Annotated in this window: 15 protein-coding genes and 1 tRNA gene; 14 read left to right on the top strand and 2 right to left on the bottom strand. The window is 62.4% G+C overall.

Annotated elements, in window-relative coordinates; all coding sequences use genetic code 11:
* Positions 1-863 precede the first annotated feature (863 nt).
* The 13 genes from ACE10X_RS07035 (at position 864) to ACE10X_RS06975 (ending at position 13784) form a co-directional block, all read left to right on the top strand.
* The gene (locus ACE10X_RS07035; RefSeq protein WP_375764119.1) at positions 864-1031 is read left to right on the top strand and encodes a hypothetical protein; all 168 of its coding nucleotides are present in this window, start codon (positions 864-866) and stop codon (positions 1029-1031) included.
* 919 nt (positions 1032-1950) lie between these two features.
* A complete protein-coding gene (locus ACE10X_RS07030; RefSeq protein ID WP_375764118.1) occupies positions 1951-2460 on the top strand; it encodes a hypothetical protein in 510 nt (169 codons plus the stop codon).
* Positions 2457-2864 carry a hypothetical protein gene (locus ACE10X_RS07025; RefSeq protein WP_375764117.1) on the top strand — a complete coding sequence of 136 codons (408 nt, stop codon included), beginning with the start codon at positions 2457-2459 and terminating at the stop codon, positions 2862-2864. The genes ACE10X_RS07030 and ACE10X_RS07025 overlap by 4 nt, the downstream gene beginning before the upstream one ends.
* Before the next feature lie 21 nt (positions 2865-2885).
* Positions 2886-3866: a hypothetical protein gene (locus tag ACE10X_RS07020; RefSeq protein WP_375764116.1), complete on the top strand. Its 981-nt coding sequence runs from the start codon at positions 2886-2888 to the stop codon at positions 3864-3866.
* A 215-nt stretch (positions 3867-4081) separates the two neighbouring features.
* Positions 4082-4537 (top strand): hypothetical protein, encoded by a 456-nt coding sequence (locus ACE10X_RS07015; protein ID WP_375764115.1) that lies wholly within the window; start codon positions 4082-4084, stop codon positions 4535-4537.
* A 153-nt stretch (positions 4538-4690) separates the two neighbouring features.
* Positions 4691-5350, top strand: coding sequence for a DUF6441 family protein (locus tag ACE10X_RS07010; RefSeq protein ID WP_375764114.1), 660 nt, complete (start codon positions 4691-4693; stop codon positions 5348-5350).
* A 3-nt stretch (positions 5351-5353) separates the two neighbouring features.
* A complete protein-coding gene (locus tag ACE10X_RS07005; RefSeq protein WP_375764113.1) occupies positions 5354-8248 on the top strand; it encodes a hypothetical protein in 2895 nt (964 codons plus the stop codon).
* Positions 8245-8577 (top strand): hypothetical protein, encoded by a 333-nt coding sequence (locus ACE10X_RS07000; protein WP_375764112.1) that lies wholly within the window; start codon positions 8245-8247, stop codon positions 8575-8577. Before ACE10X_RS07005 ends, ACE10X_RS07000 begins: the two co-directional genes overlap by 4 nt.
* On the top strand, positions 8570-10729 hold the full coding sequence (locus ACE10X_RS06995) for a hypothetical protein (protein WP_375764111.1): 2160 nt from the start codon (positions 8570-8572) through the stop codon (positions 10727-10729). The genes ACE10X_RS07000 and ACE10X_RS06995 overlap by 8 nt, the downstream gene beginning before the upstream one ends.
* Positions 10726-10908 carry a hypothetical protein gene (locus ACE10X_RS06990; RefSeq protein WP_375764110.1) on the top strand — a complete coding sequence of 61 codons (183 nt, stop codon included), beginning with the start codon at positions 10726-10728 and terminating at the stop codon, positions 10906-10908. The genes ACE10X_RS06995 and ACE10X_RS06990 overlap by 4 nt, the downstream gene beginning before the upstream one ends.
* A 443-nt stretch (positions 10909-11351) precedes the next feature.
* The gene (locus ACE10X_RS06985; protein ID WP_375764109.1) at positions 11352-11981 is read left to right on the top strand and encodes a hypothetical protein; all 630 of its coding nucleotides are present in this window, start codon (positions 11352-11354) and stop codon (positions 11979-11981) included.
* 424 nt (positions 11982-12405) lie between these two features.
* A complete protein-coding gene (locus tag ACE10X_RS06980) occupies positions 12406-12846 on the top strand; it encodes an excisionase (protein ID WP_375764108.1) in 441 nt (146 codons plus the stop codon).
* An 11-nt stretch (positions 12847-12857) separates the two neighbouring features.
* Complete coding sequence (locus ACE10X_RS06975; RefSeq protein WP_375764571.1) at positions 12858-13784, top strand: tyrosine-type recombinase/integrase; 927 nt, start codon at positions 12858-12860, stop codon at positions 13782-13784.
* 36 nt (positions 13785-13820) lie between these two features.
* On the opposite strand, the gene ACE10X_RS06970 is transcribed toward ACE10X_RS06975, so the two are convergent.
* Together ACE10X_RS06970 and cpdR are read right to left on the bottom strand one after the other, a co-directional pair.
* A tRNA-Val gene (locus ACE10X_RS06970) sits at positions 13821-13895 on the bottom strand.
* A 78-nt stretch (positions 13896-13973) separates the two neighbouring features.
* A complete protein-coding gene (gene cpdR, locus ACE10X_RS06965) occupies positions 13974-14333 on the bottom strand; it encodes a cell cycle two-component system response regulator CpdR (protein WP_016843340.1) in 360 nt (119 codons plus the stop codon).
* A gap of 305 nt (positions 14334-14638) precedes the next feature.
* On the opposite strand from cpdR, the gene ACE10X_RS06960 reads away from it, so the two are divergent.
* Positions 14639-15526: an N-formylglutamate amidohydrolase gene (locus tag ACE10X_RS06960; RefSeq protein ID WP_038384340.1), complete on the top strand. Its 888-nt coding sequence runs from the start codon at positions 14639-14641 to the stop codon at positions 15524-15526.
* Positions 15527-15900 lie beyond the last annotated feature (374 nt).

Below are 15900 nucleotides of genomic sequence, written 5' to 3'. Positions count from 1 at the left end.
GAATGCGGGCGTATGACTCGCCGGCAGTGCCGCACACTCAGTGTCGTCCCTGCGAAAGCAGGGACCCATAACCACCGAAGGTGTCTGTTGCGCAATGACTGAACGACGAATCCCTTCAACAGCATCCGCCGCGGAGTATGGGTTCCTGCTCCCGTGCGCAATTGCGCACCAGGCAGGGACGACGCCTGGAGGGAGCCGCGGCCCCTCGGTTCAAACACTGCTGTCTCTGGAATACCCGCCTGCGCGGATGACATCGCGCTGTTTGACAGGTTGAAGCAGAAACCACGACTTCGTCGTTGTGACGCGTGGCCTGCCGAGCCGAAGCTCGCGGCCACAAGCCCGCCTCCGCCCGTCGGGCTTCGGCGCGGCATCCTTCTCTCGCTGCGCGAGCGAAGGATGGTGGGTGCGACAGGGATCGAACCTGTGACCCCTACCATGTCAACGCAGCGCGTTGACGGAAACTACAGGGAAATCCACTCGGGCGAAGCCTCGAATGTTCCTGTTCGTTCATGTTTGAATCGTGCCATTCATGGGCGTTTCTTGGGCGCAGAAGGCGGGCAGTCATGACCGCGAGCGCCCTCCCCCGCGCCCCCCTCGGGGCGGGCCCAGCCAAGCTCCCGCAACCCTCGCGAAAAACTCAGGCTCGCCGGCGCACAACGAAGGCGGAAATTGATCTGCTTCGCGTGACGTGGGCAGCCGCGGGTGAGAACGCCCGGCAGCAGTTTCTATCCGAGATTCTGTCTCCAGTTTGCAAGAGGCCTAAGCGAGGTGCAGTGGCATCCGCTCCTGGCGACGATGACGCAACAGTGGATCAATTTCTGAAGAGATGCGTCGTCCTCGACGTTGGCCACCGTGTGCGGTCAATGGTGCTGTACGAAGCTTATCGCGCGTTCAGCATCAACAGTGGCGCCGAACCGCTCTCGCACAAAAGCTTCACCCTTCGACTCATGAGACTAGGTTATAAGCGCCACACCTCGAATCTGGTTTGGTTCGTCGGGATTCGGCTCATCGACGTCGGCGGCAAGTCGTGAAAGGGCCGGTTTCATATCTTCTGGGAGCTTATAAGCTCCCATGGGAAGATAGCGGTGGGAGCTTTAAACCGCAGCAAAATCAACGCGTGGGAGGATATGGGAGCTTATTCTCGCGCGTACGCATGCATGCATGTGTGCGCGCGCGATGTGGTCCAAGGATAATTGAAAGCCTCTATGCATGCGTAGAGAAGCTCCCATTCTTCCCAAAACTTGATCAAGCTCCCACCAGCATTGATCCATCAATCTTTTTTAGAGCGGGTCGCAACCACCTAAGCTCCCGCCATCCTCCCGACATTCCTCCCATTGAGGTGTTGCTGAAATGGCACCGATGGTTTGCGATGGTTTGGCGAGAGTTTGCAAAAACTCTCGCTAGTAAGATTTGTAAATTCCATCAGGATGTTGGCCTCTCCTGCGCGAGGGTTCGAGGGTTTTCGCGCGCGCGTATAAGAATTCGAGGAGGGGCGACGGCGCACATATGTGGTCGGTTTATCAGGGAATATTGGAGTGACCTTGGCTATGCGCGTATAGGGGCAAAACCCTCGTACCCTCGCTATTTCTCGCCCATCCATCGGCCATCATTAACGTATTCCGCTATTCGAACCCTCTCCAAACCTTCTCCAAACTATCGCAAACCCTCGCAGAGAAGATTCAGCTGTCGGAAACTGGTCCTCAACACGAACAGTTTTGGAGAAACGGTACAGATTGCCGACCGTTTCTCGCGCCGTGCGCGGGTCCTTCCCCGATTGACCGCAAATGCGGGCGGACTACGCGCTCGGGTTCTCCAGTCATGCTGGGTTTTTGAAAGGCTGAAATTTAGGGGGCGTGAAATTCACCGACAGGGTGAAATTCAGGCGGGCGCTTGATGAGGACGCTGTCGAAGAAAAATTTTTCTCTTCTGCGAAACGTGTCGCCGGCGCGCGTGTCGCAGTGGATCGCCGAAGGCAAGATCGGCGCTGACGCGCTGGTCGGCACCGGGCATCGGGCGAGGATCAACGTCGAGCTTGCGACCGAACAGCTGAGGGCGCGGCTGGACGTCACGCAGCGAATGGCCAACGGCAGGGCCAATCTCGACGAGATGCCCTTCGCACCACCTACGGCTAACCCGTCGCTGATCGACGTTCCGCCGGGCAGATCATCCCTCGACGATGATTTCAAGCGCGAGCGCCTGGAGGGTTTGCAGCGCGAGAACCGCCGACGCGCCGCGGAGGAGGCCGCGCGTGCCGGGTGCTACGTCGATGCCGCGGCAGTTCGTGCCGAGTTGTCGAACGTCGGTAGTCGCGTTCTATCCGCCATCGAGGGCGGTCTTTCGGAGATGGCCGCCGCGCTCGCCGCCAATTTCGGCATGCCGGAGAGTGAGGTCCTGCAGATACTGCTTTCGGGGTTCGACGCGGTGCGGAGCCGCATTGAGAACGAAAGGCCGCAGCCGTGAGCACGCCAGCGAGCGAGTTGCAGCGTATCGTCGAGGCCATCGAGGCCGGCGAGGAGCTGACGCTCGAGCAGCGGCGCGCCGTAGCGGCAGCGCTGCGCCGAGACGTGCCGCGATTTGCCGAGCGCGATGCGTTGATCGTGGGCGTGCGAAGCCGGTTTTTTCACAATCGAGCCGACCTCGATGCCGCGCACGAGATCGCAGCCGGGCTCAACCGCTACGCATCGACCGCCTGGCTTCGCGATCGATCGGCACAGACGTGCCCGGCGCGAATCGCCGGCACCGAGAAAGGCGCTTTTTGGCAGATACTGAAGGTGGTCGACCGTCCGCTAAGTGCCGAGCGCATCAGGAAAATAGTTGGTCAGTTTGAAATGACCAACGCTCCGAACGACCGTCGCGGCAGTTGAGGCGAGAGAGGGGTGTTCCGAATGTCGACGATCAGGACCATGGGTGAACTGGGCTCGGAATTGCCGCAGGCCTTCAAGGGCCAGCCGAGCGCGGTGACTGCGATCGTGAGGGCGTTCCAGCTCGAGCATGGCGAAGCCGTTGCAGCGTCACGGGTCATCGAGGATCAAGTCCATCGAGTGTGCGAGCGGCGGGAAGAGGCCGCGAAACGCGTAGCGGAGCTGAGAGTGGCGGTGTCCAGGGGCATCGAACTCGAGCAATTGCACATCGCCAAGCTCGATCGCCAGATCGCCGAGGCCAACGCGGAGATCGAGAGCCTGCGGCCACGCGCCGAGTTGCTTTCAGCGACGATCTCGCAGACCGGTGTCCTGTTGCGGAATCTCGAAAACTACGCCAAGGCCGCCTTCAAGGGCATCGTGGCAAGCCTCCTGGGCAAGCCCGTGGAGCAGCCCCGGTTGGCGAAAAATGAAACTTGGATCGAAGCGATCGAAGGACGCCGGCGCCGGATTCGCGAGCTGCGCGCCAATGCCGACAAATTTCGCGCGGCGCCGCTGCGGAGCGACATCGTCCTGCAGCGCGAGATCGAACGGATCAATGATCTGGCCAAGCTCGGCGCTCCGGATGCGTTCGATGCGATCGAGCGCGGCGCCGACGTGAAGTGGCCGATGTTCAAGTACCTGGAATTCTTTCCAGTCGTCGGTCGTATCAAATTCGAGACGGGCGATGCGTTGCCGCTCATCGCGCACCTATTCCGCGACCAGATGATCGCCGCGGCGAAGGCTGCGATCGAGGCGGTGGCGGATGATGACGCGGCGCTCTCGGACGCGGATCGCGCCAGGCTGGTCGGCGAGGCCGAGCGTGACGCGCTCGCCGTCGAGCGCGAGGAATGCGCGCTGGTGCGGGGCGCGAAAGCAGCGGGAGCTTTGGTGCTGTTCCGGCCGGATGCGGATCCGCGCGCGGTGCTCGGCCTGGCCGACGATATGCCGCCGGCGGCTCAACGGTGAACGAGGAGGATGTCAAACATGACTAGGCCACCACTCAGTGCTGCGAATGAAGATGCCGCCGCTGCCGCGCTTGCAGCGTCAATCATGGCGACGTACCGCCAGTTTATGGCGGCGTCGGAGCCGACCGCGTCGGAACCGACCCATGGTCAGGCCGACGCGATGGCGGCGTCCATCGTGGAAGCGTACCGGACACACAAACAGAAAGGGGGGCGGTGATGTCGAAAGCGCCGCAACTGCAGCAGCCGGATGCGATCATCAGGAACCACCTGATCGCCGAGGGTCACAAAACCGGTAAGGCGGAGGGGCTCGCCGAAGGACACGCGGCCGGCAAGGCCGAAGGTCTAAAGGAAGGCGCCAGCCTGGAGCGCGATCGCATCAGTGCCATCCTCTCCTGCACGGAGGCCAAGGGGCGCGCTGACCTGGCCAACCACCTTGCGTTCAAGACTAACATTGCGCCGAGCGACGTTGCGACGATGCTGGCGGCGTCGCCGGTCGAGGATCTGCGGGCGAGCAATCCCTTCTTCGCCGCGATGAACGCGATTGCAAACCCGCAGGTTGGCGCGGACAACAGCGGCGACCTCGGCAACATGAATGATGAGCAGCGCGCTGGCGCCATGGCTGCCTCGATCGTCGAAACCTATAGGCGGTTAAACGCTTCAGCGGACAGCTGACGCTCGCGCGTGATTGTGGAATTCCCGCGCCTTTGCGCAACGGGGGCAAGTCGAAGCCAGCTCTCCGATCCTGGCGACGCGTTGCAGGGAAAACCTCCTCCGGCTCTCCGACTCCGGCCGGAGGAGGAAATCTCTAGGCAGAAGGGGGCTCCAATGAAGCTGACTTTCAGCTACAAGCCGGGCGAGTTCGCCGAGACGATCTTCGCAAACGTCACGAAGCCGATCGCGAAGGCTGCGACGGCGGCGATGCGCGACACCGCCGACATGGCGAAGGGAGCCGGCCGGCAGAGTATCGCGAGCGCCGGTTTCTCGTCGAAATGGCAGAACGCGCTCCGCGCTACCGTCTACCCGCGCGGTGCGGATTCGATGAGCCCGGCCGCGTTCATCTCGCACAAGGTCCCCCATGCCGGCGTGTTCGAAAACGGCGCGACCATTCAGGGGCACCCGCGGCTCTGGCTGCCGATCGAGGCGAACCTGCCACTCGCGGCCGGCGGCCGCCGTTTGACGCCAAAGCAATTTGCCCAGAGCGTCGGACCGCTTCGCCTGGTGATCCGCGCCGGCGGCAACCCGCTTCTCGTCGCCGATGTTCCGGTTGGTCCCGCCGGCGGCGTGCTCGCCCTGCCGTCGGCTGCAAACTCCCGCAAGGGTCGCCGAGCACGCGGCGCCTACGCCAAACAGAAGACGCGTCCGTTGCCCGTGTTCGTAGGCGTGCCCGCGGTTCAGATCAGCAAGAAGTTTGCGACCTCGGCAGCGGTGCGCACCGCCGCAACTTCGTTTCCCGCGCTCTACGACAGACATATCAAGGAAGGATGAGTTATGGCCGATACGATCAAACAGCGCATCGCGCTTGATGGCGCCAGCGATATCAAGAAGGACCTGCAGGATATCGGCCAGCAGGGCGAGCAGACGTTTAGCGGCCTCGCAAACTCCGTCAAGCAAGCCGACCAGGCGCTTCAACTGCCGAGCCTGAGAACGATCGAGGCGACAGCGAGGCGCGCCGGTGTCTCGGTCGACGAAATGAAGGAGCGGATCCTCGCCGCCAGCAGCGCCGTCAACCAGTTGACGACGACCGCGAGCGGATTGAGCCAGGTCGGCAATTTGTTCAGCAGCACGTTCGGCAGCCTCAACGATCTGTTTCAGCGCTTCAACAGCGGCGTCACGTCAAGCGCCTCCGGCGTTCAGAGCGTTGGGCAGGGCCTGACGGCCTTTGCAAGGCTAAGCGGCGTCGCCGCGACGATCGGCACGATTGCGGCCGCGATCGGCGAGATCGCGCTGCAGGGCGCGAAAGCCAACGAGGCGACGGACAAGCTCAGGGATCGACTGACCGGTCTCGCGGGCGCCGGTGCTGGCGATAAGCTCGCCTCCGGTCTTCAAAACATGTCGAGGCAAGTCGGCGCGCTGCCCGAGCAGCTCTCTCCCGCGGTCGAGTCGCTCACCAAGTTCGGGCAGCTCACGGATGCGCTGGGGCCGAGCACGAGCGACACACTCCGCGCGGTGAGGCAATTGTTTGAGCGTCTCCGGCTTGGCGGCGCCGACACCGAGCAAGCGGCAAAAGCGGTCAACGATTTCTTCAGCGAGGCGACCAAGAAAGGCGAAGTGACCGGAGACATGCTGCGCAAGATCAGCGATGTCGCGCCGGCCGCTGCGCGCGATCTCAGCAGGCTCCTCACCGGCTCGAACGTAAGCGCGGCGGAACTGGCGAACCAGATCGACAAGTTTCCGATTTCGCTCGACCGCTTCAAGGACAGCCTGGGAAGCGCGGCCACCTCGACCGACGCCAAGTTCAAGGATCTGCTGCAGCACCCGCGCAATCTGTCGGAGGCGCTGGAGAAGGTGAAGCTTGACGCGAAGCAAGTCTTCGACGCGCTCACCGGCGGGCCCGGGCGAAGCTCGGTTGGGCAGGCCCTCGTCGACGGGATCTCCAGCATGTCGGAGGCGATCAAGCAGAAGCTGCTTGGTGTCATCGCGGACGCGAAGAGTTTTGCCAGCCGGCTGGGCGCGGCGATCGGCGAGCTGCCGCGCCAGTTTGGCGACGTGGCGCGTGCGATCGGCAATGCGTTCTCCGCGGTCTGGACGGCGGTCAGCGAAGGCGCGCGGCTCACCTGGAACGACATCACCCGCGGCGCCCAGGCGGCCTGGCAGGGCATCCAGAACCTTGCTCAATCCGTCGCGGAAGGCCTCCGTCCGATCTGGAGCCTGATCTCGCAGGGTGCGCAGGGCGCGTGGGACGCGATCAAGAACGGCGTCTCCAGCCTGGCCGGCGCGATCTCAGGGGCATTCTCCGGGATGGGCGACCTCGTGTCGCGAGCGATCAACAGCGAGGCGGCGCAGCGTGCGTTCAGCGCCATCGGTGGGGCGGCGACCGGTGCCTGGAGCGCGATCACGAATGGAGCCTCGGCCGTCGCAGGCGGCCTGCAGGCTCTCTGGAATGCCCTATCGCAAGGCGCGCGGCTCACGTGGAACGATATCACCGGTGCCGCGCAGACGGCCTGGCAAGCCATCCAGAACGGCGTAGCGGGCCTTGGCAGCGCGCTCGGGCCGGTGTGGAATCAGATCGCGGATGCCGCCCAGCGCGCCTGGCAATCGATCCGGAGCGGGGTTGCCGGCCTGACCGGCGCGATCTCGGGGGCGTTCTCCGGGATCGGCGATCTGGTTTCCTCGGCCATCAACGGTGACGCGGCCCAGAGCGCCTTCAGCGCGATCGCGAATGCCGCGACCAGCGCCTGGAGCGCGATCACGAATGGCGCCTCAGCGGTCGCGGGCGGTCTGGCATCCGCATGGAGCACGATCAGCCAGGGTGCGCAATCGGCCTGGACCTCGATCACGACCAGCGCACAGTCGGCATGGTCGATGATCCAACAGGGCGCCTCCGCGCTCGCTGGTCAAATCTCTGGCGCGTTCGACGGCATTGCGCAATCGATCGGGTCGGTCTTCAGCGGAATCGTCCAAAGGGTTTTGTCGGCGATCGAGGCGATCAAGAGCGCCGCGTCCTCGATCGGCGACGCGGTGTCGGGTTTCGCGGGCGGCGGCCTGGTCGGCGGCGGCGCCGCGGAGCTCGCCGGTGGCGGCCCCGTGTCGGGCCCGGGCACTGGCACCTCGGATTCGGTCCCTGCCTGGCTGAGCAATGGCGAATATGTCCAGCCCGCCCACGTCGTGCGGCAGCCCGGCGTGTTCGCCTTCATGGAGCAGCTGCGCGCCGTCGGCGGCGATCTGAAACGCGTGTTCGCGAGCTTCGGCGTCATGCCCAGAGGCTACGCGCCTGGCGGTCCGGTGTCTGGGCCCGGCACCGGCACCTCGGATTCGATCCCCGCCTGGTTGAGCCACGGTGAATACGTTCAGCCGGCCCACGTCGTGCGGCAGCCGGGCGTGTTCGAATTCCTCGAGCTGCTGCGTCGTTTCCGCGGCGATCTTGGCCGGGTCTTTGAGAGCTTTGGCATGAAGCCGCGCGGCTTCTCGCTCGGTGGTGTCGTCGACTCGCTGTCGCAGAGACTGGCTTTCGATCCGCCGCGCTTTGCTTTCGCTGGCGGCGGTGTGGTCGCGGCGCGCCCGGCGGCCGGCGGCCAGCTGCATCCGGTCCATCTGCACCTGCCCTCCGGGAAGACGGTTTCAGGTCTGCTCGCGCCGCCGAGCGTCGTCGACCAGCTGAGCCGCGAATTGGCGCTCGAGCGCCTATCGGCGTCCGGCCGGCAACCGAGCAGAGGTCGTCGGTGATGGGCAAGTTTTCGGATCGGATCAATCGACTGGGGGGGCGGCGCAAGGAGCCGGTGCCGAACTGGGACCGCGCTGGCGAAGCAATCAAATACATCATCGCTCTGTCCGCCCACGATGAGGCGACCGTGGTTGAGACCCTCACCACTCAGCGCGCGGCCGTCCAGGGCATGCTGGAAAACATCCGGACCGTGGGGCAAGCGATGCTGGGCATCGCCGACCGCGGGCAAACGCTGCTCAGCAGCCTGACGCCAGAACAAGGGAGTATAAATTTGGATACCCTCGCTCAGCCGAAGTTGAAGCTTGTCAAGGGCGCGGACGACAATGGCTGACGACGAGCGCAAGACCCATATCTTCCGTGTGATTGGCAAGACGCTCGACGAGACGGGACAGGTTGTCGACGAGCCGAGCGCCTATCTCGACATCGAGCGCTCCGAGTACTTCAAATTGGTCGAGGGCGGCGGACCGGACTGGAAGCAAACCAATGTTCGCCTGAAGTGGTACATGGACGACACAGGCAAGGTCCCGAACCCGTCGCGTGAAACCACGACGCGCAAGATCATCCCGCCGGACGAGGAGGATCCCGACAAGCCGTCGGTCTGGTTCGAGGTCGACACGATCGACCGGATCAAGATTCAGGACGCCGATCAGGTGATCTATCATTCATTCGACAACAGCGCCGAGAACATGGGCCGCAAGGTCGCTGTGCGGCGCATCGTGAATTATGAAACCACGGTCGACGACGATTATCCAGAAGGTGGCGTGATCCCAAAGGAGGACTATCAAAAGAAGGCCTCCACCAAGGACAAGGAGCAATATCTAGACTTCGAGTTCGTGCAAAAGCGTGCCTTCCGCGACGCGGATCAGGTCTATGCGATCTCCTACAACAACCAGCCGTTGATCGATGCCGCCGAAATGCCGGACAGGTCTTATAGTCCCGGTCAGATCAATCCGCCCTGGCGGCTCGATCCACTGCAGAACATCGTCAATGTGAATTTCGGCTCGCTCGCCGTCGAGTTCTCCGATGAGAGCTTCATTGAGATCCCGCAAATTGTACCGCCTTCGAAGAAGATGCTCTGGTCTATCTGGTTTCGCGCGCCCGCGGAATCTCTGGCGGCGGCGAAAGCGGAGTTCGAGGCGTGGAGGGACAGCGGCATAGATCGCGCGCCGTTGACAGGCATCGTGCCGATTGCGGTGTTTGGCTCACCCCGCACAGCTCGCAAGTTCGATGTTGCTTTCAGGGAAGTCGGCACGATACCGGCGATTACAAACTACATCTGGGACACCAGCATATGCGGGTGGCGACAGAATGGCCCGACGACTCCAGCGCAGCCGGAACAAGTAGCCTACTACGTCTTCAATGATGAGACTCGAAATATCGATCCATCCTACATCGGCATCGATTGCAGCGGTGACGTTCCGAAGCTCTCCGTGAACATCGTGATGCCGAGCAACAATCTCGCTTCGTTCGAAGGCGCCTGGCCCGCGATCAAGACGACGGATAGGCCGGCTGCGATGGGACTCTACGGTACAGTGACGGCCACCGCCGAGTGCACGCCGCCGGTCAACAATCATGCTCCTGGCGACGGGTCGATTTGCGACCTCGAGCACAAGCCGTCAGTGCTGCCATTCAACGACATCACGAACACAGACACATACGAGAGCAATGCCGAGGTTGTCATGGGCTATCGTCCGGAGACGTTCCGGACGGTGCCCGCCGGTAATGTCGGCGAACTGTCGTTCGGAGAGCTCATGAGCAGCGCGGCGCTCGGTGGCGGTCAGAAGGTGACGCCGGATGAGTGGCATCACCTGCTGCTTTCGATCGACCTGACGAATTCCTGCTCTACGGACGGCGTTCTCAGCGACGGAACCACCTTCGGTACGTTGAACGACACAGAAGGACACAGGACGTCGAGTGCCTGCCGGATGTGGATCTCTTTTGACGATGTGAATCTCACCAAGAAGGCGTTGTCGAGTTACTGGCCTTCCGGCTACAGCGATCCAAACGCAATCCTTCCGGTGAACGGCTACTATGTCGCCGACGATGTGACGGTCAGCATGAGCAGAACGATCGACGACTGCTGGGGCAACAACATCACCAACGTCCAGGTTCAGCAGCAACCGAAGTTCAGGTACACGCCGGCGGCTTTCGCGCCGGGAAAAGTCAGCTTCCCCGCGGCCGCTCCCTTCGTTGACATGAGCAAGCGGATCGAGATGGGCGAGGCTCAGGTTTTTACCGGCGTCACGGTCGACTCCTCGCAACAGAACGTCCGGAGAGCTTTCATCACCAAGGATGGCAGCCCGGCTCCCCTGAAGAAGGCTAGCGACCTCCTGGGCAAGAAGCCCGAGATCCTGGTGCACGGCAGCGCCAACTGGAAGAAGGCACGCAACACCGGCACGCTCGCAGATCCGAACAACAATCTCGGCGGCGTAGTCGTCGGCCAAATCGAAAAATTCAAGCCCAACCCGAAGCTGGGCAAATGACCTGTCGCTGTGCCGAGCGCCGCGAAGCGATGAAGCGCGCATGGGACGCGAAGGAGCGCGGCGACATGGAAGCGATGAAGCTGGAGCTGCAGTTTATCGCCAGGTCCTCGATCGAGGACGTGCGGGCAGCGGCCGGTTGGAAAGGCCCCGCCGATTTCACGCGGCGAGGCCCTGGGTAGGGGGTCAGCTCTGCTGCACCCGACTATTTAAGCACAGCTACGCCTTGCCCCAAAAGGGGGCTTGGCAACCGGCTGCAAATCAACGATTCTGTTCCGTGGGCCTGATAACCCGGACCGAGATATAGCCGCACCATGCCTGGTCAGCATGCGTCCCGATTGGCGTCGGGATGACGGCGGCTGAAGTGGTAGCGCATTGGCGTGCGCTCCGACCTGGCCATTATGGCCGGGAGGGCCGCGCCATGTCCAGCCCGAAAGGGTAAAAGCGCCGCCGCCAGTCTCTCGGCTGGTTATCAGCTCCCGGCTGCCGGTCCGCCACCGGCGACGGCCCTGATAAGCCGAAAACCGAGAGCCCATTCTTCATGGCACATCAAAAGAACGTCGCATCGCGGGGCGAAGGTCGCGCACCCGCACAGTCTGTGTCGGGCGTAACCAGGAGAAGCGTTATGAGTTCAATCGCCGCGCTGCTGCCCCTCGCCACACTGCCCGCGCCCTCGATCGCGGCAGCCCCCGTTCCTGATCCGATTCTCGCCCTTGTGAGCGAATTGATCGAGACGGAGCGGTTGCTGGTATCGATCGAGGAGCGTCGCACCAAAGCCGAACGGGTCCTGCGTCGTTGGGACAGCCGAAATCCCAAGCCCGAGATGCGAGACGTAACGGTCGGCAGTGACGCAGAGTATCAGCGCTGGCAAAGGCTATGGTGGGACGCCGAAGAAGATTCGACGAGGGAAGCCCTCAGGCTGAGCGACCCAAATCGAGATCTAAAGCTGGCGATGAGTGAGGTTACGGAAGCGAGAAGGGTGTGGAAGAGCAGAAGAGACAACGCGGCGCGGCGGCTCGAGATTGACGACGTCGGCGACGCGGCGTTCCAGACGAAGGAACGCATCGAAGAGATCGTCGCAGACCTGGCCGATTTGCAACCCGTTTCCTTTGAGGGCCTGGCGGCGAAGGCGCGCGCCGCCCGAAAGCTCAGCCAGCGCACAGAAGACTGGGGCGACGATTTGAACTTCGCCCTGACCTTCGACATCGGAGTGATGGCCGGCGAGCTGGATGGGTGTTTGAGCGTTGCAGCTTGAAATGTTCGCAGATTGCGAAGTTTAGGAGCCGCGTGCGAAATTCCGCCAAATGGCGGAATTTCCTCCTGTGCCTGCGCAAATTTGCGCAGGCACAGAGTAGGGATGGGACGGCGAGATGGCGGCCAGATCATCTCAGTCAAGACAATTGTCGAGGGTTTTGGGAGGAAGCTCACTTTGCTCACAGGAAGGGGGGACGGGGGGCGTTCCCCCCTTCCGATGGGTCTGCTAGGATGCTTGCTGATCCCTGCGAGTCGCGAGAGTGCAGAGGGACGATTGCGTGGGCAAACTGGAGGCAACCCTCCTGACGCAATCTCTCCTCAGCTACGTCAGAAACAGTACCGACTGCGAACCGTTTCTGACGGGATGACGCCGGGGAGTTCGGAAGGCCAACAAATCGAGAGGACGATTGTGTTGGAGATTGGTCGTGTTGAAGCGACAGACTGTCCCAAGTGGAGCTCCTGAAAAGGCGCTGCAGATCGACCTTGCTGCAATTGATTTGAATACGCCACTGCGCCTCGATGTTGCGGCGCGCCTCGCATATCCTGATGGCTCAATGACAGCGAGCGGCTTGCGGCGCGAGATCTCGCGCGGCCGCCTCGAATGTGAGCGCGTGGCCGGCAAGCAGTACGTCACCCTGGCCGGTATCAAGCAGATGAGGGAGCTATGTCGAGAAAGTCGAAAGGTGCCCGCCTCTACCTTAGAGAACGACGGGGCCGCGAGCCGGTCTGGGTTATCCTCGACGGAAAAGGCGAGGTCGGCACTGGTTGCAGCTCAGACAATCGCCGAGGCGCTGAAAAAGCCCTCGCCGAGCACATTGCCCGTAAGCACCGGCCAGACTGGCAGAATAGTCACCCTGCAGAGGTAGCTTTGGCCGACGTGCTTGCCTACTACGGCGCCAACAAGGCGCCAAAGCTCGCGCATCCTGAACTCGTTGGCTATCACATGGTGCCACTGCTGAAGCACTTCGGCACCGGAACATGCTGGGACGTTAACGCTGACACGTGCCGCTCCTACACAGAGCTGCGCATGGCTGGACAACTCGGCCGAAAAGTGAAGGAGAGCACGGCGCGCCGAGAACTCGTCACTCTCAGCGCAGCCCTGACCTTCGCTTACGACGAGCGCAAACTATCCCAGCCTATTAAGGTGCCGTTGCCAGACGACAGCGAGCCTCGGCACCGCTGGCTCGAGCGCCGCGAAGCCGCAGCATTGATCGCCGGCGCATTGGGAATCACGTGCGTCGCGTGCGACATCAAATCGCGCAAGCCGGTAAAGTGGGGCCGGACGCATCAACCCTCCTACCACGTTGCGCGCTTCATTCTGATCGGCGTTTACACCGGCACGCGCCACGAGGCGAATCTGATGATGCGCTGGGGCGTGAACTCGAAGGGCGGCTGGTTCGATCTCGATCGCGGCGTACTCTATCGTCGGGGCCAGGGCGAAGCTGACACCAACAAGCGGCGCGTCCCGGCGCCGATTCCCGATCGACTGCTGCCACACCTGAAGCGATGGCGCCGGCTTACGACGAATGGACCAGTCGAGTACGCCGGCCGCCTCATTCTCAAGGAACGGACAGGATGGGCACGCGCTACAGAGCTAGCCGGCCTCGAAGACATCACTCCGCACGTGCTCAAGCACACGTGCATCACCTGGCTGCTGCAGAACGGCGTATCGACGCGACAGGTCTCAGGCTTCACCGGCGTGTCGGAGAAGATCATCGAAAAGGTTTACGGGCATCACTCGCCCGATCACCTGAACGAAGCCCGAACCGGATTCTCTGGGCGAAGCTTGGGCCACAGAAAATGAGGAAACAAATGACCACCGCTAAGTCATTGAAAGCGATGGTGGGTGCGACAGGGATCGAACCTGTGACCCCTACCATGTCAAGGTAGTGCTCTCCCGCTGAGCTACGCACCCAAAGCGTATTTGGATCGGGTCCCTATAACGGACGGCGGCGGGGCAGGCAAGGATACAAAGTGAAGGTTTTTTGGCGAATCAGGCCGCCAGCAACTTGTTCACTTCGCTAACCAATTCCCTGAGGTGCACGGGCTTGGCCAGCACCTTGGCGTTTTTCGGCGCCTCCGAATCGGAATTGAGGGCCACCGCGGCAAAGCCGGTGATGAACATGATCTTGATATCGGGATCGAGTTCCGAGGCACGGCGCGCCAGCTCGATGCCGTCCATCTCGGGCATCACGATGTCGGTGAGCAGCATTTCGAACGGCTCCTCGCGCAGCCGCTGGTAGGCCGACATGCCGTTGTCGTGCGGCGAGACCTTGAAACCCGCGTTTTCGAGCGCCTTGACCAGGAAGCGGCGCATATCGGTGTCGTCTTCGGCGAGAAGTATTTTCGGCATGGCAGGAATCGTCGAATCCGGCTTGAGGGGCAGTCCGAACAGTTAGCCCGACAGACGGTAAATTTCGGGTGAAATTTGCGTCAAGCCAGCGGCAAATGCGCGCCACCCATTTGTGGACTGAACCGGACATCGAATCAACCGGGGGCCGCATTTGCTGCTTTTAAGACGCGTTCCAGCTGAAACCACACTCTTTTCACTTGGCAGAATGATCGCGATTACCGACAATGTCTGCCCATAAATCTCCGCTTTTCCGGCAGACTCAGTTGTTGCGGGGCGAGGCGGACGCAAGGGACGGCGCCAAGGGAATGACCGAATTTGCTGGCGAGTTGTCGCCCCCGTTCGAGATCGTTGAGCCGCAGGCCTGGCGCGCGCCCATCATCTTCAATTCCCCGCATTCGGGCTCGATCTATCCGGCCGAATTCCTCGAGGCGTCGCGAATCGATGTGGTGTCGCTGCGCCGCTCCGAAGACTCGTTCATGGACGAGCTGATCGCGGGCCTCAGCGATCGCGGCTTTCCGATCGTGCGGGTCAATTTCCCGCGCTCCTATGTCGATGTGAACCGCGAGCCCTACGAGCTCGACCCGCGCATGTTCACCGGGCGGCTGCCGAGCTTTGCCAATACGCGCTCGATGCGGGTGGCCGGCGGCCTCGGCACCATTCCGCGCGTGGTCGGCGACGGCCAGGAGATCTATCGCGAGCGGCTCGACGTCGACGAGGCACTGCGCCGGATCGAGGTGCTCTACAAGCCCTATCACCGCGCGCTGCGCCGGCTGATCAACAAGGCGCACCAGGCGTTCGGCGCGGTGATCGTGGTCGACTGCCACTCGATGCCGTCGGTCGGTGTGTCGCGCGACGAGCCGCGCCGGCCCGACGTCGTGATCGGCGACCGCTACGGCACCAGCTGCGCGCCGCTGTTGCCCGACCTCGTCGAGGAGATCATGAGCTCGCTCGGCTATTCGATCGGCCGCAACAAGCCCTATGCCGGCGGCTTCATCACCGAGCATTACGGCAACCCGGCGAGCGGCCTGCACACCGTGCAGATCGAGCTCAACCGCGCGGTCTATATGGATGAGCGGCGCCGCGAGCGCGGGCCGCGCTTCACGCAGGTGGCCGCCGACTTCGCCGCCCTGGCGGATGCGCTCGCGAAAATCCCGTTCGGCGATCTCGGCCCGTTCCAGGCGGCTGCGGAGTAATCAATCCTTCGTCGGGCACTGCGATCCCGACGAAGTCATGAACCGGGAATTCAAGTTGGCGGCGCGGTAAAGCGCCGAACGGGATTCTCAGTTCACTTGCGGAAACGACGGCCCAAGAAAAAAGGGCCGCTTGAATGAACAAGCGGCCCAAGTCTAGGGAGGAAACGCCCAAGGAGGGCAGCGATAGCGCGAGGCGCTACCGCACCGCAACAATATGCGACCGCGCTGCACAAAACGCAAGAACTTTCGAAACATTTCTTGGGTAATGTTGGAAAGTCTGGCGAAACTGCAACAGGCCGGCAGGAGCGGCTTTCCGTATGTAGGATCAATACCTTACAAGGGAAGCCCCGATCGGTCGGCGCTCCGCGCATAGC

The sequence above is a fragment of the Bradyrhizobium sp. Pha-3 genome (genome assembly GCF_042258325.1).
Taxonomy (GTDB): Bacteria; Pseudomonadota; Alphaproteobacteria; order Rhizobiales; family Xanthobacteraceae; genus Bradyrhizobium; species Bradyrhizobium elkanii.
The sequence above is the reverse complement of the archived record's forward strand: the minus strand, read 5'-3'. Positions and strand labels throughout refer to the sequence as shown.

What these genes read in the sequence shown, in the direction of transcription:
- cpdR (WP_016843340.1), bottom strand. Translation starts at nt 14,333, where the DNA reads ATGCCGAAAATACTTCTCGCCGAAGACGACACCGATATGCGCCGCTTC.
- ACE10X_RS06960 (WP_038384340.1), top strand. Translation starts at nt 14,639, where the DNA reads ATGACCGAATTTGCTGGCGAGTTGTCGCCCCCGTTCGAGATCGTTGAG.
- ACE10X_RS06990 (WP_375764110.1), top strand. Translation starts at nt 10,726, where the DNA reads ATGACCTGTCGCTGTGCCGAGCGCCGCGAAGCGATGAAGCGCGCATGG.
- ACE10X_RS07035 (WP_375764119.1), top strand. Translation starts at nt 864, where the DNA reads ATGGTGCTGTACGAAGCTTATCGCGCGTTCAGCATCAACAGTGGCGCC.
- ACE10X_RS06995 (WP_375764111.1), top strand. Translation starts at nt 8,570, where the DNA reads ATGGCTGACGACGAGCGCAAGACCCATATCTTCCGTGTGATTGGCAAG.
- ACE10X_RS07010 (WP_375764114.1), top strand. Translation starts at nt 4,691, where the DNA reads ATGAAGCTGACTTTCAGCTACAAGCCGGGCGAGTTCGCCGAGACGATC.
- ACE10X_RS07020 (WP_375764116.1), top strand. Translation starts at nt 2,886, where the DNA reads ATGTCGACGATCAGGACCATGGGTGAACTGGGCTCGGAATTGCCGCAG.
- ACE10X_RS07005 (WP_375764113.1), top strand. Translation starts at nt 5,354, where the DNA reads ATGGCCGATACGATCAAACAGCGCATCGCGCTTGATGGCGCCAGCGAT.
- ACE10X_RS07015 (WP_375764115.1), top strand. Translation starts at nt 4,082, where the DNA reads ATGTCGAAAGCGCCGCAACTGCAGCAGCCGGATGCGATCATCAGGAAC.
- ACE10X_RS06985 (WP_375764109.1), top strand. Translation starts at nt 11,352, where the DNA reads ATGAGTTCAATCGCCGCGCTGCTGCCCCTCGCCACACTGCCCGCGCCC.